Genomic DNA, 14,780 nt, shown 5'->3' with positions numbered 1-14,780 from the left:
CAATCCTCCACCACCATGCCGCCGGCCCCGGTAGGCGCGGATGGCTTCACCAATCCGCTGTCGACGCTGAAGTACAACCCAGGTCTCGATCAGCGCGAATTCGAGCGCGCCTCTCTCGAGGCACTGGACGTCTACGACCCGCTGGAGCCCTGGAACCGGCGCGTCTATCACTTCAACTACCGGCTGGACCAATGGGTCCTGTTGCCGGTAGTCAACGGCTATCGCTACATCACCCCGGGCTTCGTCCGCTCCGGCGTGAGCAACTTCTTCGCCAACCTGGGCGACGTGACCAACCTGGTCAACAGCCTGCTGCAGTTCAAGGGCCGACGCGCCCTGGACACCTCCGGCCGCCTGCTGATCAACACCACCCTCGGCGTCTTCGGCCTGTGGGACCCGGCTACCCGCATGGGTCTGATGCGGCAGCCCGAGGATTTCGGCGAAACCCTCGGCTTCTATGGTGTCGGCGCCGGTCCCTACCTGATGCTGCCGGTGCTCGGTCCGTCCAACCTGCGCGACACCACGGGCCTGGCCTTCGACTTCACCGCCGAGAGCCAGATCAACTTCCTCAACGTCAGCCAGGAAAGCGGTCGCCATCCGGAGATCATCCTGCTGCGCGCCGTCAACCTCAGGTACGTGAATCCGTTCCGCTACGGCCAATTCGACTCGCCTTTCGAGTACGAGAAGCTGCGTTACTTCTATACCAAGGCGCGCGAGTTGCAGATCGCCGAATGAACCTCAAGACACCTTGAGATCTCAGGACAACCTGAGAAAGGTGCGCAACTCCGCCAGCCGGAGTTGCGCATCGGCTCGCCCAAGGGCCATTAGCTCCTGGCAATACGCGGACTCGAACAGCAGATAGCTGAGCAGGGCACTACCCGAAGGTCGGTTGACGCCGACGCCCCGCAACAATTGCCGCAGAGCTGGCGGCAAGCGCTTGCGGTGCCTTGTAGCTATGTCCGCCAGCGGCTGGCTCGGCGAGATGACCAGCATCTCGACCGGGCGACACAGCCTACCGTTGACCGGATCGCCCGCCGGCAGGGCGGCGCTCAGCAGATTGAGCCGCCGTAGTGTTTCGGTATCGCTGTCCAGCGCATCGACGAAGGTGCTGTTGAGCAGATGACCGCCGATCTGGGCGACGCTGGGCGGTCGCCCCAGCAAGGCATGTTCATTGCCCCCTGGGGCACCCAGCCCTATCACCAACACACGATCCGCCCCCAGGTGCAGCGCTGGGCTGATGGGCGCCGTCTGCCGCACCGAGCCGTCGCCGAGAAACTCCCGCTCCACCTTTACCGGCGGGAAGAACAGCGGAATGGCCGTGCTGGCCATCAGGTGGTCGACCGCCAGCCGTGCTGGCACGCCAACCCGCCGATGGCGAAACCAGGGGTCGAGTACGCCATGGCTTTGATAGAAGGTCATCGCCTGGCCGGAGGCATAACCGAAGGCCGTGACCGCCACCGCCCGCAGCGCACGGGCGCGCAACGCGGCGGTGATACCGGAGAAGTCCAACTCGCGGGTCAGCAGCGCCCTAAGCGGAGCGTTGTCCAGCAGTGCCAGCGGCTCCTGGCGCCAGGCGCCGAACAGCGTCTGCAAGCCGAAACGACCGGCTTGACGGGTCGCGCCGAGCCAGTCGCTGCGATAGATCATCCCGGTTTCGAGACCAGACCACACCGCCGCCAGTCGCTCGACCGCACGGCTGAAATCCATAGCACCACAGGCGAGCACCGCCGCATTGAGCGCGCCCGCCGAGGTCCCGACCAGGATGGGAAAGGGATTGTCCGCCCGCTGGCCCAGAGTCGCTGCCACGGCTTGCAGTACCCCGACCTGATAGGCCGCCCGGGCGCCACCGCCCGCCAGGATGAGTCCGGTACGCTGCTCGGGCGATTCGCTCATCTAGCGCTTCTTCTCCGGATACAGCTTGGGCTCTCCCGGCGGCCGCGTCTTGAAGCGACGATGTGCCCAGAGGTATTGCTCCGGCAACTCGCTGACGCAGTGCTCCACCCATTGATTGATACGCCGGCAGTCGGCCTCCTCGCTTTCGCCGGGGAAATCGGCCAACGGCGGATGAATGATTAGCCGGTAGCCGGAGCCATCGGCCAGGCGCTCCTGGGTGAAGGGCAATACCCGTGCCCGTCCCAGCCGGGCGAACTTGGTCGTCGCGGTCACCGTCGCGGCCGGAATACCGAACAGCGGAACGAACAGACTCTGCTTGGCGCCGTAGTCCTGATCCGGCGCGTACCAGATGGCCCGTCCGGCGCGCAGCACCTTGAGCATGGCGCGCACATCCTCGCGTTCGATGGCGGTGGCATCCTGGTTGTGCCGCTCGCGTCCCTGGCGCTGGATGAAATCGAAGACCGGATTCTTGTGCTGGCGGTACATGCCATCGATGGTGTGCCGCTGGCCGAGCAGCGCGGCGCCGATTTCCAGGGTAGTGAAATGCAGCGCCATGAGAATCACGCCCTGCCCGTCGCGCCGGGCGGCCTGCAGGTGCTCCAAGCCTTCGATGTGCGCCAGCCGGGCAAGCCGCTGGCGCGGCCACCACCAGCTCATGGCCATTTCCAGCAGTGCCATGGCACTGCTGGCGAAATTGCGCCTGAGCAGGAGCTCACGAGCCCGCTCGTCCAATTGGGGAAAACACAGTTCGAGGTTGCGACGGGCAATGGCTCGGCGCTGACCAGCCACTTGATAGAACACCCAGCCGAGGCCCTCGGCGATACGCAGCAGCACACCATAGGGTAGTTGCACCAGCAGCCAGAGCAGGCCCAGCCCCAGCCAGAGCGGCCAGTAACGTGGATTGAGAAAGGCGAGGCGGAAAGACGGCCGCTCCATCGGAACTCCTGCATGAAAAAGTCGCGCCATTCTACAGGCCTCGCACAGATTTCCCGTAGCCTTCACAGTCGAGACCCGGATCACCCGGCGAGGGTTGCGACACGCCGGGCATCCCGCTATAAGTCCCGCCATCCAAGCACAAGTACCCACCATGACCGCAGCCGATCCCTCCGAAAGCGACTCCGTCTTCCAGCTCAAGGGCAATATGCTCGCCGTGACCGTCCTGGAGCTTCTCCGCAACGACCTGGGTCGCCTGGACCGGCAACTGGCACAGAAGGTTGCCCAGGCGCCCAACTTCTTCCAGGAAACCCCACTGGTCCTGGCCCTGGACAAACTGGGCGAGGACGCCGGCCAACTCGACCTCGGCGCCCTGCTCGACCTCTGCCGCCGCCACGGCCTGCGCACCCTCGCCCTGCGCGCCAGCCGCAGCGAGGACCTGGCCGCGGCCAATGACTACGACCTGCCGATCCTGCCGCCCAGCTCCGGCGGGCGCGAGCGTCAGATCGAAGCCCGTGACCGCGAGCCGGCCAAGCCGGTGGAGCCGCCCAAGCCCGCCGCGCCAACGGTCAACCCGACCAAGATCATCACCGCGCCCGTGCGTGGCGGCGTGCAGCTCTATGCGCCAGCGGGCGACCTGGTGGTACTGGCACCGGTCAGCCCCGGCGCCGAATTGCTCGCCGATGGCAACATCCACGTCTACGGCCCCATGCGTGGCCGCGCCCTGGCGGGCGTCAAAGGTGATACCAAAGCGCGGATCTTCTGCCAGCAGTTGACCGCGGAACTGCTCTCCATCGCTGGCCAGTACAAGGTCGCCGAAGACCTGCGACGCCATCCACAATGGGGCAATCCCGTACAGGTCAGTTTGGTGGGAGATGTGTTGAACATCACCCGCCTTTAACGGATACTTCCGCGAATTTTTCGCAATTGGCGGCCGTGCCGCCAACGCTCGAACGAAGCGCGAACACGCCTGCAATCTCGTCACCGAGGGCGTCGAGTCGTTTCAGTTATTACTTTCGATCAAGGTGAATCAGTTTGGCCAAAGTACTCGTAGTCACCTCCGGCAAAGGCGGCGTCGGCAAGACCACCAGCAGCGCTGCCATCGGCACCGGCCTCGCCCTGCGTGGGCACAAGACCGTCATCGTCGACTTCGACGTCGGCCTGCGTAACCTCGACCTGATCATGGGTTGCGAGCGCCGGGTGGTGTACGACTTCGTCAACGTGATCAACAACGAGGCGACCCTGACCCAGGCCCTGATCAAGGACAAGCGTCTCGAGAACCTCTTCGTGCTGGCCGCCAGCCAGACCCGCGACAAGGACGCCCTGACCCAGGACGGCGTCGAGCGCGTGATCAACGAACTCAAGCAGACCTTCGATTTCATCGTCTGCGACTCCCCCGCCGGCATCGAGAAGGGTGCCCACCTGGCGATGTATTTCGCCGACGAAGCCATCGTCGTCACCAACCCCGAGGTCTCCTCGGTACGTGACTCCGACCGCATGCTCGGCTTGCTGGCCAGCAAGTCCCGCCGCGCTGAGAAAGGCGAGGAAGCCATCAAGGAGCACCTGCTGCTGACCCGCTACAACCCGGAGCGCGTCACCAAGGGCGAAATGCTCGGCGTCGAAGACGTGGAAGAGATCCTGTCCATCCGCCTGCTCGGCGTGATCCCGGAATCCCAGGCCGTGCTCAAGGCCTCGAACCAGGGTATTCCGGTGATTCTCGACGAACAGAGCGATGCCGGCCAGGCGTACAGTGATACCGTGGAGCGACTGCTCGGCAAGGAAGTGGCCTACCGCTTCCTCGACGTGAAGAAGAAAGGCTTCCTGCAACGTCTGTTCGGGGGTGGTGGCGAATGAGCATCTTCGACTTCTTTCGCGATCGGAAGAAGCAGAACAGCGCTTCGATAGCCAAGGAACGGCTACAGATCATCGTCGCCCACGAGCGCGGTCGTCATGCCCAACCGGATTACCTTCCGCAGTTGCAGAAGGACTTGCTGGAGGTGATCCGCAAGTACGTGCCCATCGAGCAGGACCAGATCCAGGTGGAACTGGAGAACCAGGGCAGTTGCTCCATCCTGGAACTCAACATCACCCTGCCCGACCGCTGAGGCGCAAGGTGCAGGACAACGGCGGCCCCAGGGCCGCCGTTGGCGTTTAGGAATCCCATGCCTCTTTCCAACATTCGTATCCTCCATCAGGACGACGCCCTGCTGGTAGTCGACAAACCCACCCTGCTGCTCTCCGTCCCCGGTCGCGCCGAAGACAACCGCGACTGCCTGGTGACCCGCCTGCAGGAAAACGGCTATCCCGAGGCGCGCATCGTCCACCGCCTGGACTGGGAGACCTCCGGGGTCATAGTGCTGGCGCGGGATGCCGATAGCCATCGCGAGCTGTCGCGGCAATTCCATGACCGGGAGACGGAAAAGGCCTACATCGCCCTGTGCTGGGGCGAGCCGGAAGCCAACAGCGGCCGGATCGAGCTGCCGCTGCGCTACGATCCGCCGACCAAACCGCGTCATGTGGTGGATCACGAACTGGGCCGCCATGCCCTGACCTTCTGGCAAGTGCTGGAACGTCATGGTCATTACAGCCGGGTGGGGCTCACGCCCATCACCGGCCGTTCCCACCAGTTGCGGGTCCATATGCTGAGCATCGGCCATCCGCTGCTGGGCGATCAGCTCTATGCCCACCCCGAAGCGTTGGCCGCTCATTCGCGGTTGTGCCTGCACGCCAGCCTGCTGGTACTTACCCATCCCACCTCGGGCGAGCGGCTGAGATTCGAGAGCCCCGCGCCCTTCTGACGCCCAGCGGCGCTGGCATACTGACGGAACCTACCTTCGAGGAGCGTGCCTTGTCGAATTGGACGTCCTACTACGCCGCCACGGCGGGCGGCGCTCCGCGCGCTACCCTGCTGCAGGGATTGGCGCTCTGGTCGGAGCCGCCGGCGAGGGCACTGGACCTGGGTTGTGGCACCGGCCGCGATACCCTGGTGCTGTTGGAGCGCGGCTGGCAGGTGCTGGCGGTGGATGCCGAAGCCGCAGCGCTCAGCGAATTGCGCCAGCGGGTGCCGAACGCCCTGAGCGATCGGCTGGATACGCGCCAGGCATCCTTCGAGACGCTGGAACTGGAGCGCTACGACCTCGTCAATTCCAGCTTCGCCCTGCCCTTCTGCGAGCCGGCCCGCTTCGCCGAGCTTTGGGCACGGATCACCTCGGCAACCCGTTCGGGTGGGCTCTTCTGCGGCCAACTGTTCGGCGAGCGGGATAGCTGGGCCCGCAAAGGCGTGACGGTAGTGAGCGAGGTCGGGCTGCAGCGGCTGCTCGAGGGATGGGACGTCCTGCATCATCGGGAAGAAGAAGAGGATGGCCACACCCCCGTCGGCCAGCCCAAGCACTGGCATATCCATCACCTGGTGCTGCGTCGGCGCTGAGCAGCAAAGGCGCTGTGCTCGACTCATCCGGGCCTTAGAACCTAGACTGGGCGCCTCGTCGTCCGGAGTCATTCATGAGTACCAATCAGATCCAAGGCCTCGTCGATTTCCTCTCCAGCTCCCCTACCCCCTTCCACGCCACTGCCAGCCTCGCCCGTCGCCTCGACGCGGCTGGCTACCAGCGGCTGGATGAGCGTGAGACCTGGTCCGTGCAGCCCGGCGGCCGCTACTACATCACCCGCAACGATTCCTCGCTGATCGCCGTGCGCCTGGGCGGCCAGCCGCTGGAGCGCGGCCTGCGCCTGGTCGGCGCCCACACAGACAGTCCCTGCCTCAAGGTCAAACCGCAGCCGGAACTCCATCGGCAGGGCTTCTGGCAGCTCGGCGTCGAGGTCTACGGCGGTATGCTCATGGCTCCCTGGTTCGATCGTGACCTCTCGCTGGCGGGACGGGTAACCTTCCGCACCGAGGGGCGCGTACAGAGCCGCCTGGTCGATTTCCGCAAACCGCTGGCGATCATTCCCAACCTGGCGATCCACCTCAATCGCGAAGCCAACCAGGGCTGGGCCATCAATGCCCAGAACGAATTGCCACCGATCCTGGCCCAGGTGCCTGCCGGCGAGCGGCGCGACTTCCGCGCCCTGCTGGCCACCCGCCTGCAACAGGAACACGGCATCGGCGACGCCGAGGTACTGGATTTCGAACTGAGCTTCTATGACGTCCAGCCGGCTGCCCTGGTCGGCCTGGAAGACGACTTCATCGCCGCCGCGCGCCTGGACAACCTGCTGTCCTGCTATGCCGGCCTGGAAGCCCTGCTGGCAAGCGAGGGTGACGAAAACGCCGTGCTGGTCTGCACTGATCACGAGGAAGTGGGCTCCACCTCCTGCTGCGGCGCCGACGGTCCCTTCCTCGAACAGGTGCTGCAGCGCCTGCTGCCCGCAGGGGATGCCTTTACCCGCACGCTGCAGCGCTCGCTGCTGATATCGGCCGACAACGCCCATGGCGTGCACCCTAACTACGCCGACAAGCACGATGGCAACCACGGCCCGAAACTGAACGCCGGACCGGTCATCAAGGTGAATGCCAACCAGCGCTATGCCACCAGCAGCGAGACCGCGGCCTTCTTCCGCGATCTTTGCCAGCGCGAAGGGGTACCGGTGCAGAGCTTCGTGGTGCGCAGCGACATGGGTTGCGGCTCCACCATCGGCCCCATCACCGCCGGGCAGTTGGGCGTGCGCACCGTGGACATCGGTCTGCCCACCTTCGCCATGCACTCCATCCGCGAACTGGCCGGCAGTCGTGACCTGGGCTATCTGATCAAGGTGTTAACGGCCTTCTACGCCAGCTCGGAGCTGCCGCTCTGAGCCCCGACTAGTCAGGCACCTCAACCCTGACTTGGATGGCGTCATGCCGCCAGAATTCCAGGTCGCAGTCGATCAGCCGGCCCTGCTGGTCATGGTTGATGCGGGTGATGTGCAGGGCGGGACTGCCCTGCGCTACCCGCAGGGCCTGGGCCGCCTCCGGCAACAGCGCCGTGGGCAGGATCTCGAAGCGCACCTCGCCGTAGCGGATCTCATAGCGGTCGCGATACAGCTCGGTAAGGGAGCGCTGCAGGTCATGCTCCAGCAGACCGGGAAAATAGGTCGCATTGAGGTAGTGCTCGACATAGAGCACCAGGCGGCCATCGATCCGGCGCACGCGCCTGATCTGATAAACACTGGAAAGTGCCGGTAACTCCAGCACGCGGCAGATCTCGGCTGAAGCCAACATCTGCCGCGCCGCCAGCACTTCGGTCGCCGGTCGGCGGCCCTGGGCTTCCACCATGGCATGAAAGTGGGTCCGCGCCAGTGGGTTGTAGGTCAGGCGCGGCGGCGCGACGAACCAGCCGCGGCGCTCCTCGCGATAGATCAGACCCAGGGCTTCCAGCTGCAGCAGGGCTTCACGCAGGGTGATACGGGTGGTGGCGAACAATTCGCTCAGCTGCCGCTCGGACGGCAACTTGCCCATGGCCGGCAGCAGCCCATGGGCGATCTGTTCCTGCAGCGCCTGGCGGATGGCACCGGCACCCGACGTACTCGTTTGGACTAGACCAGTTGCCAATGGGGGCACCCGGAGCGCCTCGACTAGGGTTTGGTTGGAGACTAAGACGGTCAGATGACCGCTTGGTGACGACTGCAGTGCCCGTGCCAGCGCTGGAACAGGGCGGATTGCCATTAAAACGTCATACCCAGCTCCTAGATTGGCCCGTGTCTTATTGACCTAGACCAGCCATCGACCCTGGAGCCCTCGTATGACCCGTCTACTTGCTTCCTTGTTGGCCACTGCGATTGCGGTACAGGCCGGTACCGCCTTCGCCGATACCGTCGACCTCAAAGCCCTCGAAGCCGCCGCCCGCAAGGAAGGCCAAGTGAACAGCGTCGGCATGCCCGACTCCTGGGCGAACTGGAAAGCCACCTGGCGCGATCTCGAGCAGAAGTACGGGCTCAAGCACCAGGATACCGACATGAGCTCGGCCCAGGAGATCGCCAAGTTCGCCGCCGAAGGCGAGAACGCCTCTGCCGATATCGGTGACGTGGGCGCCTCCTTCGGCCCCGTCGCCGTGCAGAAGGGCGTGGTCCAGCCCTACAAACCCACTACCTGGGACCAGGTACCGGCCTGGGCCAAGGACAAGGACGGCTACTGGGCACTGGCCTACACCGGCACCATCGCCTTCATCGTCAACAAGCAGACGGTCAAGGACGTGCCGCACTCCTGGGCCGACCTGCTCAAGGGCAAGTACAAGGTCACCATCGGTGACGTCAGCGCCTCTTCCCAGGCAGTGAGTGGCGTCCTGGCGGCGGCCTATGCCAACGGTGGCGACGAGAAGAACATCCAGCCGGCGCTGGACTTCTTCGCCAAGCTGGCCAAGCAGGGCCGCCTGTCCTTCACCAACCCGGTGGTGGCCAATATCGAGAAGGGTGAAGTGGAAGTCGGCGTAGTCTGGGACTTCAATGCCCTGAACTATCGCGACCAGATCGACCGTAGTCGCTTCGACGTCTTGATTCCCTCCGATGGCTCGGTGACCTCCGGCTACACCACCATCATCAACAAGTACGCCAAGCACCCCAACGCCGCCAAGCTGACCCGCGAGTTCATCTTCTCCGACGCCGGCCAGATCAATCTGGCCGAGGGCTATGCCCGGCCGATCCGCGCTGAGCACCTGACCCTGCCGGCCGATGTACAGGCCAAGCTGCTGCCCCAGGCGGAATACGCCAAAGCCCGCCCCATCGCCGACGCCAAGGCTTGGGAGGAGACCGCCAAGCGCCTGCCGCGGCTCTGGCAGGAGCGCGTCCTGATCAACATGCAGCAGTAACGCCATGAAGGTCATCCTGGTCGTCCTGGACGGACTCGCTCTGAGGGTCGCCGAACACGGACTCGGCTTCCTCCAGGCCCTGTGCCTGGCCGGCCGGGGTCGCCTCTACCGGCTGGAGTGCGAGCTGCCCTCGCTCTCCCGTCCGCTCTACGAATGCCTGCTCACCGGCATACCGCCGGTGAGCAGCGGCATCGTCCACAACGGCGTGAATCGCCTCTCCAACCAGACAAGTCTCTTCCAGCTGGCCCAGGCCGCCGGGCTCACCACCGCCGCCGCGGCCTATCACTGGGTCAGCGAACTCTACAACCGCACCCCCTTCGAGCCGGCACGGGACAGGCACGTCAGCGACACCAGCCTGCCGATCCAACACGGGCACTTCTACTACGCCGATCACTACCCGGATTCCCACCTGTTCGACGACGCCGAGCACCTGCGCCTGGCGCATGCCCCGGACATCCTGCTGGTGCATCCGATGAACATCGACGATGCCGGCCACCGGCACGGTCTCTCCAGCCCCGAATACCGCAACGCCGCGCGGCGCGCCGATGGCCTGCTGTCCCACTACCTGCCCACCTGGCTGGACGCCGGCTACCAGGTGCTGGTGACCGCCGACCACGGCATGAACGACGACCGCAGCCATGGCGGCACCCTGGCCGAAGAGCGCGAGGTTCCGCTGTTCGTCTTTGGCGATGGTTTTTCCCTGGGCGAGGCCACGCCACGCCAGGTGGAAATCTGTGGCACGGTCTGCTCCTTGCTGGGCCTTGCCCACGACAAGCCCTGCTGCCAGGAGTTGCTGGCATGAGGCGCCCCTGGTTCGCCCTGCTGTTATTGCTGCCCTTCCTGCTGGTGTTCGGCGCCTTCCAACTTGCGCCCCTGGCCTGGATAGCGTTCAACAGCTTCCAGGCCAGCGACGGCAGCTGGGGGCTGGCCAACTATGGTGAAATCCTCGGCTCGCCCTTCTACCTCCAGGCCATCCGCCTTTCCCTGGAAATCTCGCTCTGGTCCAGCGTGTTGGGCCTGGCCATCTCCCTGATCGGTGCCTACTCGCTGACGCGGGTGGAGTCACGCCTGCGCGGTTTCGTGGTGGCCTTCACCAACATGACCAGCAACTTCGCCGGGGTCCCCCTGGCCTTCGCCTTCATCATCCTGCTGGGGATCAACGGCTGCCTGACCCTGGCGCTCCAGCGCCTGGGCCTGCTGGAAAGCTTCAATCTCTATAACCGGGGTGGGCTGATCCTCATCTACACCTATTTCCAGATCCCCCTGGGCGTCCTGCTGCTGCTCCCCGCCTTCGAAGCCCTCAAGCAGGACTGGCGCGAGGCAGCGGCGCTACTGGGCGCCGGTACCTGGCAATACTGGCGGCAGATCGGGCTACCGGTGCTCAGCCCGGCGCTGATCGGTACCTTCATCATCCTGCTGGCCAACGCCCTGGGCGCCTATGCCACGGTCTACGCCCTCACCAGCGGCAACTTCAACGTGGTGCCGGTGCGCATCGCCGCCCTGGTGTCCGGTGACATCGATCTGGAGCCCAACCTGGCGGCGGCCCTGGCCATGCTGCTGGTGGTCTTCATGACTCTCATCACCCTGGTCCACCAGTGGTTGCTACGGCGGAGTCGCCATGTCCAGAACTGAGCGTCTCTACCACCGCCTGGTGGTCTGGCTGCTGTTCCTGATCCTGTTCGCGCCCCTGGCCGCGACCCTGGTCTATTCCCTCGCCACCCAGTGGTCGGCGACCCTGCTGCCGGCCGGCTTCACCTTCAAGTGGTACCTGCAGCTGTGGAGCGATCCGCGCTTTCTCGCCGCCTTCGGCCGCTCCCTGGCGATCTGCTTCGGCGCCCTGGCGCTCTCCTGCGTGCTGATCCTGCCGGCCATGTTCGCCATCGCCTATCACTTCCCGCGGCTGGATGCGCTGATGAACGTGCTGATCCTGTTGCCCTTCGCCGTGCCCCCGGTGGTCTCGGCGGTCGGCCTGCTGCAGCTCTACGCCAGCGGGCCGCTGCCGCTGACCGGTACACCCTGGATCCTGGTGTTCTGCTACTTCACCATCGCCCTGCCCTTCATGTACCGGGCCATCAGCAACAACCTGCAAGCGCTCAATCTGCGCGACCTGATGGACGCGGCCCATCTGCTCGGCGCCAGCTCCTGGCGCGCCGCCCTGCTGGTGGTGCTGCCCAACCTGAGAACCGGGTTAATGGTGGCGCTGTTCCTGTCCTTCTCTTTCCTCATCGGCGAATTCGTTTTCGCCAACCTGCTGGTGGGCACCCGCTACGAGACGTTGCAGGTCTATCTCTACAACCTGCGCAACGGTAGCGGCCACTTCACCAGCGCCCTGGTCATCTCGTACTTCGTCGCGGTCCTGCTGATGACCTGGATCGCCAATTGCCTGAATCGGGAGCGGACATGAGCTATCTCGCGGTCAAGGGACTGCACAAGCGCTATGGCGCCAACACCCTGTTCACCGACATCGACTTCCATGCCGAACAAGGCGAACTGGTCACCCTGCTCGGCCCTTCGGGCTGCGGCAAGTCCACCCTGCTGCGCTGCCTGGCCGGTCTCACCGAGGTCGACCGCGGCAGCATAGTGCTGGCAGGCCAGGACATCACCGCCCTGTCCCCCCAGCGCCGCGGCATCGCCATGGTGTTCCAAAGCTACGCCCTGTTCCCCAACATGACCGTGGAGCAGAACGTCGCCTTCGGCCTGCGCATGCAGCGCCTGGCGCGGGACGAGGTCAGCCGGCGGGTGATCGAGGCCCTGACGCTGGTGGAACTCGAAGGTTACGCCGAGCGCTATCCGCACCAGCTCTCCGGCGGTCAGTGCCAGCGCGTGGCCCTGGCGCGCTCGCTGATCGTCCGCCCTCGCCTGCTGCTGCTAGACGAGCCCCTCTCGGCGCTGGACGCGCGCATCCGCCGGCACCTGCGCGAGCAGATCCGCGCCATCCAGCAGGAACTGGGCCTGACCACGGTGTTCGTCACCCACGACCAGGAAGAGGCCCTCACCCTGTCCGACCGCATCGTGCTGATGCGCGAGGGCCGCATCGTCCAGAGCGGTGACGCCGAGACGCTCTACACGGCGCCGGTGGACGTCTTCGCCGCTGGCTTCATCGGTAACTACAATCTGCTCGAAGCCGACCAGGCCAGCCGGTTGTTCGGCCAGACCTTCAAGAGCCAGGTAGCGATTCGTCCCGAGGCCATTCGCCTCGGCGGTGCCGGGGGTATCCCGGGCCGGATCGTTGGCCACAGCCTGCTGGGCAATGTGATCCGCTACCGGATCGCCACCGAAGCCTGCGAACTCAACGTCGATGTGCTCAACCACGGGCCAGAGGCCTTGCACTCGAACGGTACGGCCGTCACTCTAGCCGTCAATTCCGACAGCCTGAGAGAAGTGGCATGACCCTGGCGATTTTCGATCTCGACGAAACCCTCATCGACGGTGACTGTGCCAGCCTCTGGAGCCGGCAGATGGGCGCACTCGGTTGGGTCGACTCTGAATCCTTCATCCAACGCGACACCGAACTCATGGCGGCCTACGCCAAGGGCGAACTGGCGATGGAAGACTACATGGCCTTCCACCTCGAACCCCTGGTGGGCCGCACGCCCGAGGAAGTGGACTTCGAGGTCGGCCCCTGGGTCGAAGACGTGATCGAACCGATAATTTTCAGCGACGCAATGAAGTGCATCGCCGCCCACCGTGCCGCCGGCGACCGGGTAATCATCATCTCGGCCTCCGGGGTACATCTGGTGCAGCCCATTGCCGAGCGGCTGGGCGTGGAAGAGGTATTGGCCATCGACCTGCAGGTCAGCCATGGCGTCTACAGTGGCCAGGTGGCAGGGGTGCTGACCTATCGCGAAGGCAAGCTGACCCGGCTGCTGGAACTGCTCGACGGTGACCAGAGCCTGCTCGCCACCGCCAGCTTCTATTCCGACTCACGCAACGACCTCCCGCTGCTGAAAGCCGTAGGCAAACCCCATGTGGTCAACCCCGACCCCGTGCTGCGCGAACACGCCGAACAGGCGGGCTGGCCGATCCTAAGCTGGCGTTAGGTAACGTACAGGGTGGATAACAGCTTAGCCTTATCCACTATTGCTGCGTGCCCAAGCCCGAGCTGAAAACGCTACGGCGTATCGCGGCCATGGGCCGCTCCTACAGGTCTTGATTCACTTTGTAGGAGCGGCCCATGGCCGCGATATCAACATCTAAAAGTTACTCCAGCCCTTCATCCAGCACCAACACCACCTTACCGTTCACTTCGTTGCTTTCGAGAGCGGCGAAGGCGGCCTCGGCGTTCTGGGCGGAAAAGCGGCGCTCCAGGTTGACGCTCAGCTGCCCCTTGGCGAACAGCGGCCAAACCTTTTCCTCCAGCGCCAGCATGGTCTTGGCCTTGAACTCGACGGACCTGTTGCGCAGCGTCGAGCCGATCAGGCGGATGCGCTTGCCGAGGATCTTGGCCAGATCCAGTTCGGCTTCGCGCCCGCCCATGAGTCCGATCAGCACCCAGCGACCATCCCGGCCCAGCAGGTCCAGATTGAGCGGTGCATAACCCGCGCCGACCGGATCGAGGATCACGTCGAAGGGGGCGAAGTCCCGCAGGCCTTCCAGATCGGTCTTGCGCAGCACCCCGCCTTCGGCGCCCAGGCGCTCGCAGTGGGCCAGACGCTCCTGGGAACCCACGCTGACCCAGCAGGGATTGCCGAAGGCCTTGCACAGCTGGATGGCCGCCGAGCCGACCCCACTGGCTCCGGCGTGCAGCAAGACTTTCTCGCCCGGCTGCAAGGCGGCCAGATCGAAGAGATTGCTCCAGGCGGTCGCCCAGACCTCGGGTAGCGCGGCGGCTTCGATCAGCGACACGCCCTCGGGTACGGCGGCGGCCTGGCGACCGTCCACCACGACCTCGCTGGCCATACCGCCTCCCGCCAGCAGCGCGCAGACCCTATCACCCACCTGCCAGCGCGAATCCGCGGTGGTCTCGCTGACCACGCCCGAACACTCCAGGCCCAGGGTAGCCGGCGCACCGGGCGGCGGCGGGTAATTTCCCGCCAATTGCAGCAGATCGGCGCGGTTGAGACCGGCAGCCGCTACGCGGATGCGGATTTCCCCTGGCGCCAGAGCGCGAGCGCTCAATGACTGCCATTCCAGTTGCCCTTCGATACCTTGCAATGCGTTCACGGTGCCTCCATAGTG

General features: G+C 64.9%; 17 protein-coding genes. 13 read left to right on the top strand and 4 right to left on the bottom strand.

Annotated elements, in window-relative coordinates; genetic code table 11:
- The first annotated feature begins 15 nt into the window (after positions 1–15).
- Positions 16–732, top strand: a complete 717-nt coding sequence (locus CCZ28_RS02100; RefSeq protein ID WP_240795323.1) for an MlaA family lipoprotein — start codon at positions 16–18, stop codon at positions 730–732.
- Between the two features lie 21 nt (positions 733–753).
- On the opposite strand, the gene CCZ28_RS02095 is transcribed toward CCZ28_RS02100, so the two are convergent.
- Entirely contained in the window at positions 754–1,890 is a 1,137-nt protein-coding gene (locus tag CCZ28_RS02095) for a patatin-like phospholipase family protein (protein ID WP_140215502.1), read from the bottom strand.
- The gene (locus CCZ28_RS02090) at positions 1,891–2,826 is read right to left on the bottom strand and encodes a lipid A biosynthesis lauroyl acyltransferase (RefSeq protein ID WP_140215500.1); all 936 of its coding nucleotides are present in this window, start codon (positions 2,824–2,826) and stop codon (positions 1,891–1,893) included.
- 151 nt (positions 2,827–2,977) lie between these two features.
- On the opposite strand from CCZ28_RS02090, the gene minC reads away from it, so the two are divergent.
- The 6 genes from minC to CCZ28_RS02060 all read left to right on the top strand — a co-directional run bounded on the left by minC (position 2,978) and on the right by CCZ28_RS02060 (position 7,614).
- Positions 2,978–3,724 carry a septum site-determining protein MinC gene (gene minC / locus CCZ28_RS02085; RefSeq protein WP_140215498.1) on the top strand — a complete coding sequence of 249 codons (747 nt, stop codon included), beginning with the start codon at positions 2,978–2,980 and terminating at the stop codon, positions 3,722–3,724.
- A gap of 134 nt (positions 3,725–3,858) precedes the next feature.
- Positions 3,859–4,677, top strand: coding sequence for a septum site-determining protein MinD (gene minD, locus CCZ28_RS02080; protein WP_027597673.1), 819 nt, complete (start codon positions 3,859–3,861; stop codon positions 4,675–4,677).
- Complete coding sequence (minE, locus tag CCZ28_RS02075) at positions 4,674–4,928, top strand: cell division topological specificity factor MinE (RefSeq protein ID WP_058765058.1); 255 nt, start codon at positions 4,674–4,676, stop codon at positions 4,926–4,928. The genes minD and minE overlap by 4 nt, the downstream gene beginning before the upstream one ends.
- A gap of 57 nt (positions 4,929–4,985) precedes the next feature.
- Complete coding sequence (locus CCZ28_RS02070; RefSeq protein ID WP_140215496.1) at positions 4,986–5,621, top strand: RluA family pseudouridine synthase; 636 nt, start codon at positions 4,986–4,988, stop codon at positions 5,619–5,621.
- 50 nt (positions 5,622–5,671) lie between these two features.
- Complete coding sequence (locus CCZ28_RS02065) at positions 5,672–6,250, top strand: class I SAM-dependent methyltransferase (protein WP_140215494.1); 579 nt, start codon at positions 5,672–5,674, stop codon at positions 6,248–6,250.
- A gap of 74 nt (positions 6,251–6,324) precedes the next feature.
- Complete coding sequence (locus CCZ28_RS02060; RefSeq protein WP_140215492.1) at positions 6,325–7,614, top strand: M18 family aminopeptidase; 1,290 nt, start codon at positions 6,325–6,327, stop codon at positions 7,612–7,614.
- 7 nt (positions 7,615–7,621) lie between these two features.
- Here CCZ28_RS02060 and CCZ28_RS02055 read toward each other — a convergent pair whose 3' ends face one another.
- Complete coding sequence (locus CCZ28_RS02055; RefSeq protein ID WP_140215491.1) at positions 7,622–8,350, bottom strand: UTRA domain-containing protein; 729 nt, start codon at positions 8,348–8,350, stop codon at positions 7,622–7,624.
- A gap of 190 nt (positions 8,351–8,540) precedes the next feature.
- Between CCZ28_RS02055 and CCZ28_RS02050 the strand changes: the two genes are divergently transcribed.
- The 6 genes from CCZ28_RS02050 to CCZ28_RS02025 are packed head-to-tail and all read left to right on the top strand — an operon-like array spanning position 8,541 to position 13,642.
- On the top strand, positions 8,541–9,602 hold the full coding sequence (locus CCZ28_RS02050; RefSeq protein WP_140215489.1) for an ABC transporter substrate-binding protein: 1,062 nt from the start codon (positions 8,541–8,543) through the stop codon (positions 9,600–9,602).
- A 4-nt stretch (positions 9,603–9,606) separates the two neighbouring features.
- A complete protein-coding gene (locus CCZ28_RS02045; protein WP_140215487.1) occupies positions 9,607–10,404 on the top strand; it encodes an alkaline phosphatase family protein in 798 nt (265 codons plus the stop codon).
- Positions 10,401–11,234: an ABC transporter permease gene (locus CCZ28_RS02040; RefSeq protein ID WP_140215485.1), complete on the top strand. Its 834-nt coding sequence runs from the start codon at positions 10,401–10,403 to the stop codon at positions 11,232–11,234. Before CCZ28_RS02045 ends, CCZ28_RS02040 begins: the two co-directional genes overlap by 4 nt.
- Complete coding sequence (locus tag CCZ28_RS02035; protein WP_140215483.1) at positions 11,221–12,006, top strand: ABC transporter permease; 786 nt, start codon at positions 11,221–11,223, stop codon at positions 12,004–12,006. The genes CCZ28_RS02040 and CCZ28_RS02035 overlap by 14 nt, the downstream gene beginning before the upstream one ends.
- Positions 12,003–12,992 (top strand): ABC transporter ATP-binding protein, encoded by a 990-nt coding sequence (locus tag CCZ28_RS02030; protein ID WP_140215481.1) that lies wholly within the window; start codon positions 12,003–12,005, stop codon positions 12,990–12,992. The genes CCZ28_RS02035 and CCZ28_RS02030 overlap by 4 nt, the downstream gene beginning before the upstream one ends.
- A complete protein-coding gene (locus tag CCZ28_RS02025; RefSeq protein WP_140215479.1) occupies positions 12,989–13,642 on the top strand; it encodes an HAD family hydrolase in 654 nt (217 codons plus the stop codon). The genes CCZ28_RS02030 and CCZ28_RS02025 overlap by 4 nt, the downstream gene beginning before the upstream one ends.
- A 160-nt stretch (positions 13,643–13,802) precedes the next feature.
- Here the strand turns inward: CCZ28_RS02025 and CCZ28_RS02020 are convergent, their stop codons facing one another.
- Positions 13,803–14,765: an NAD(P)H-quinone oxidoreductase gene (locus tag CCZ28_RS02020; protein ID WP_205894629.1), complete on the bottom strand. Its 963-nt coding sequence runs from the start codon at positions 14,763–14,765 to the stop codon at positions 13,803–13,805.
- Positions 14,766–14,780 lie beyond the last annotated feature (15 nt).

This window comes from Pseudomonas oryzihabitans (assembly GCF_006384975.1).
In the GTDB taxonomy this organism is placed as follows: Bacteria; Pseudomonadota; Gammaproteobacteria; order Pseudomonadales; family Pseudomonadaceae; genus Chryseomonas; species Chryseomonas psychrotolerans_B.
This window is presented reverse-complemented; position numbering and strand designations above follow the sequence as displayed.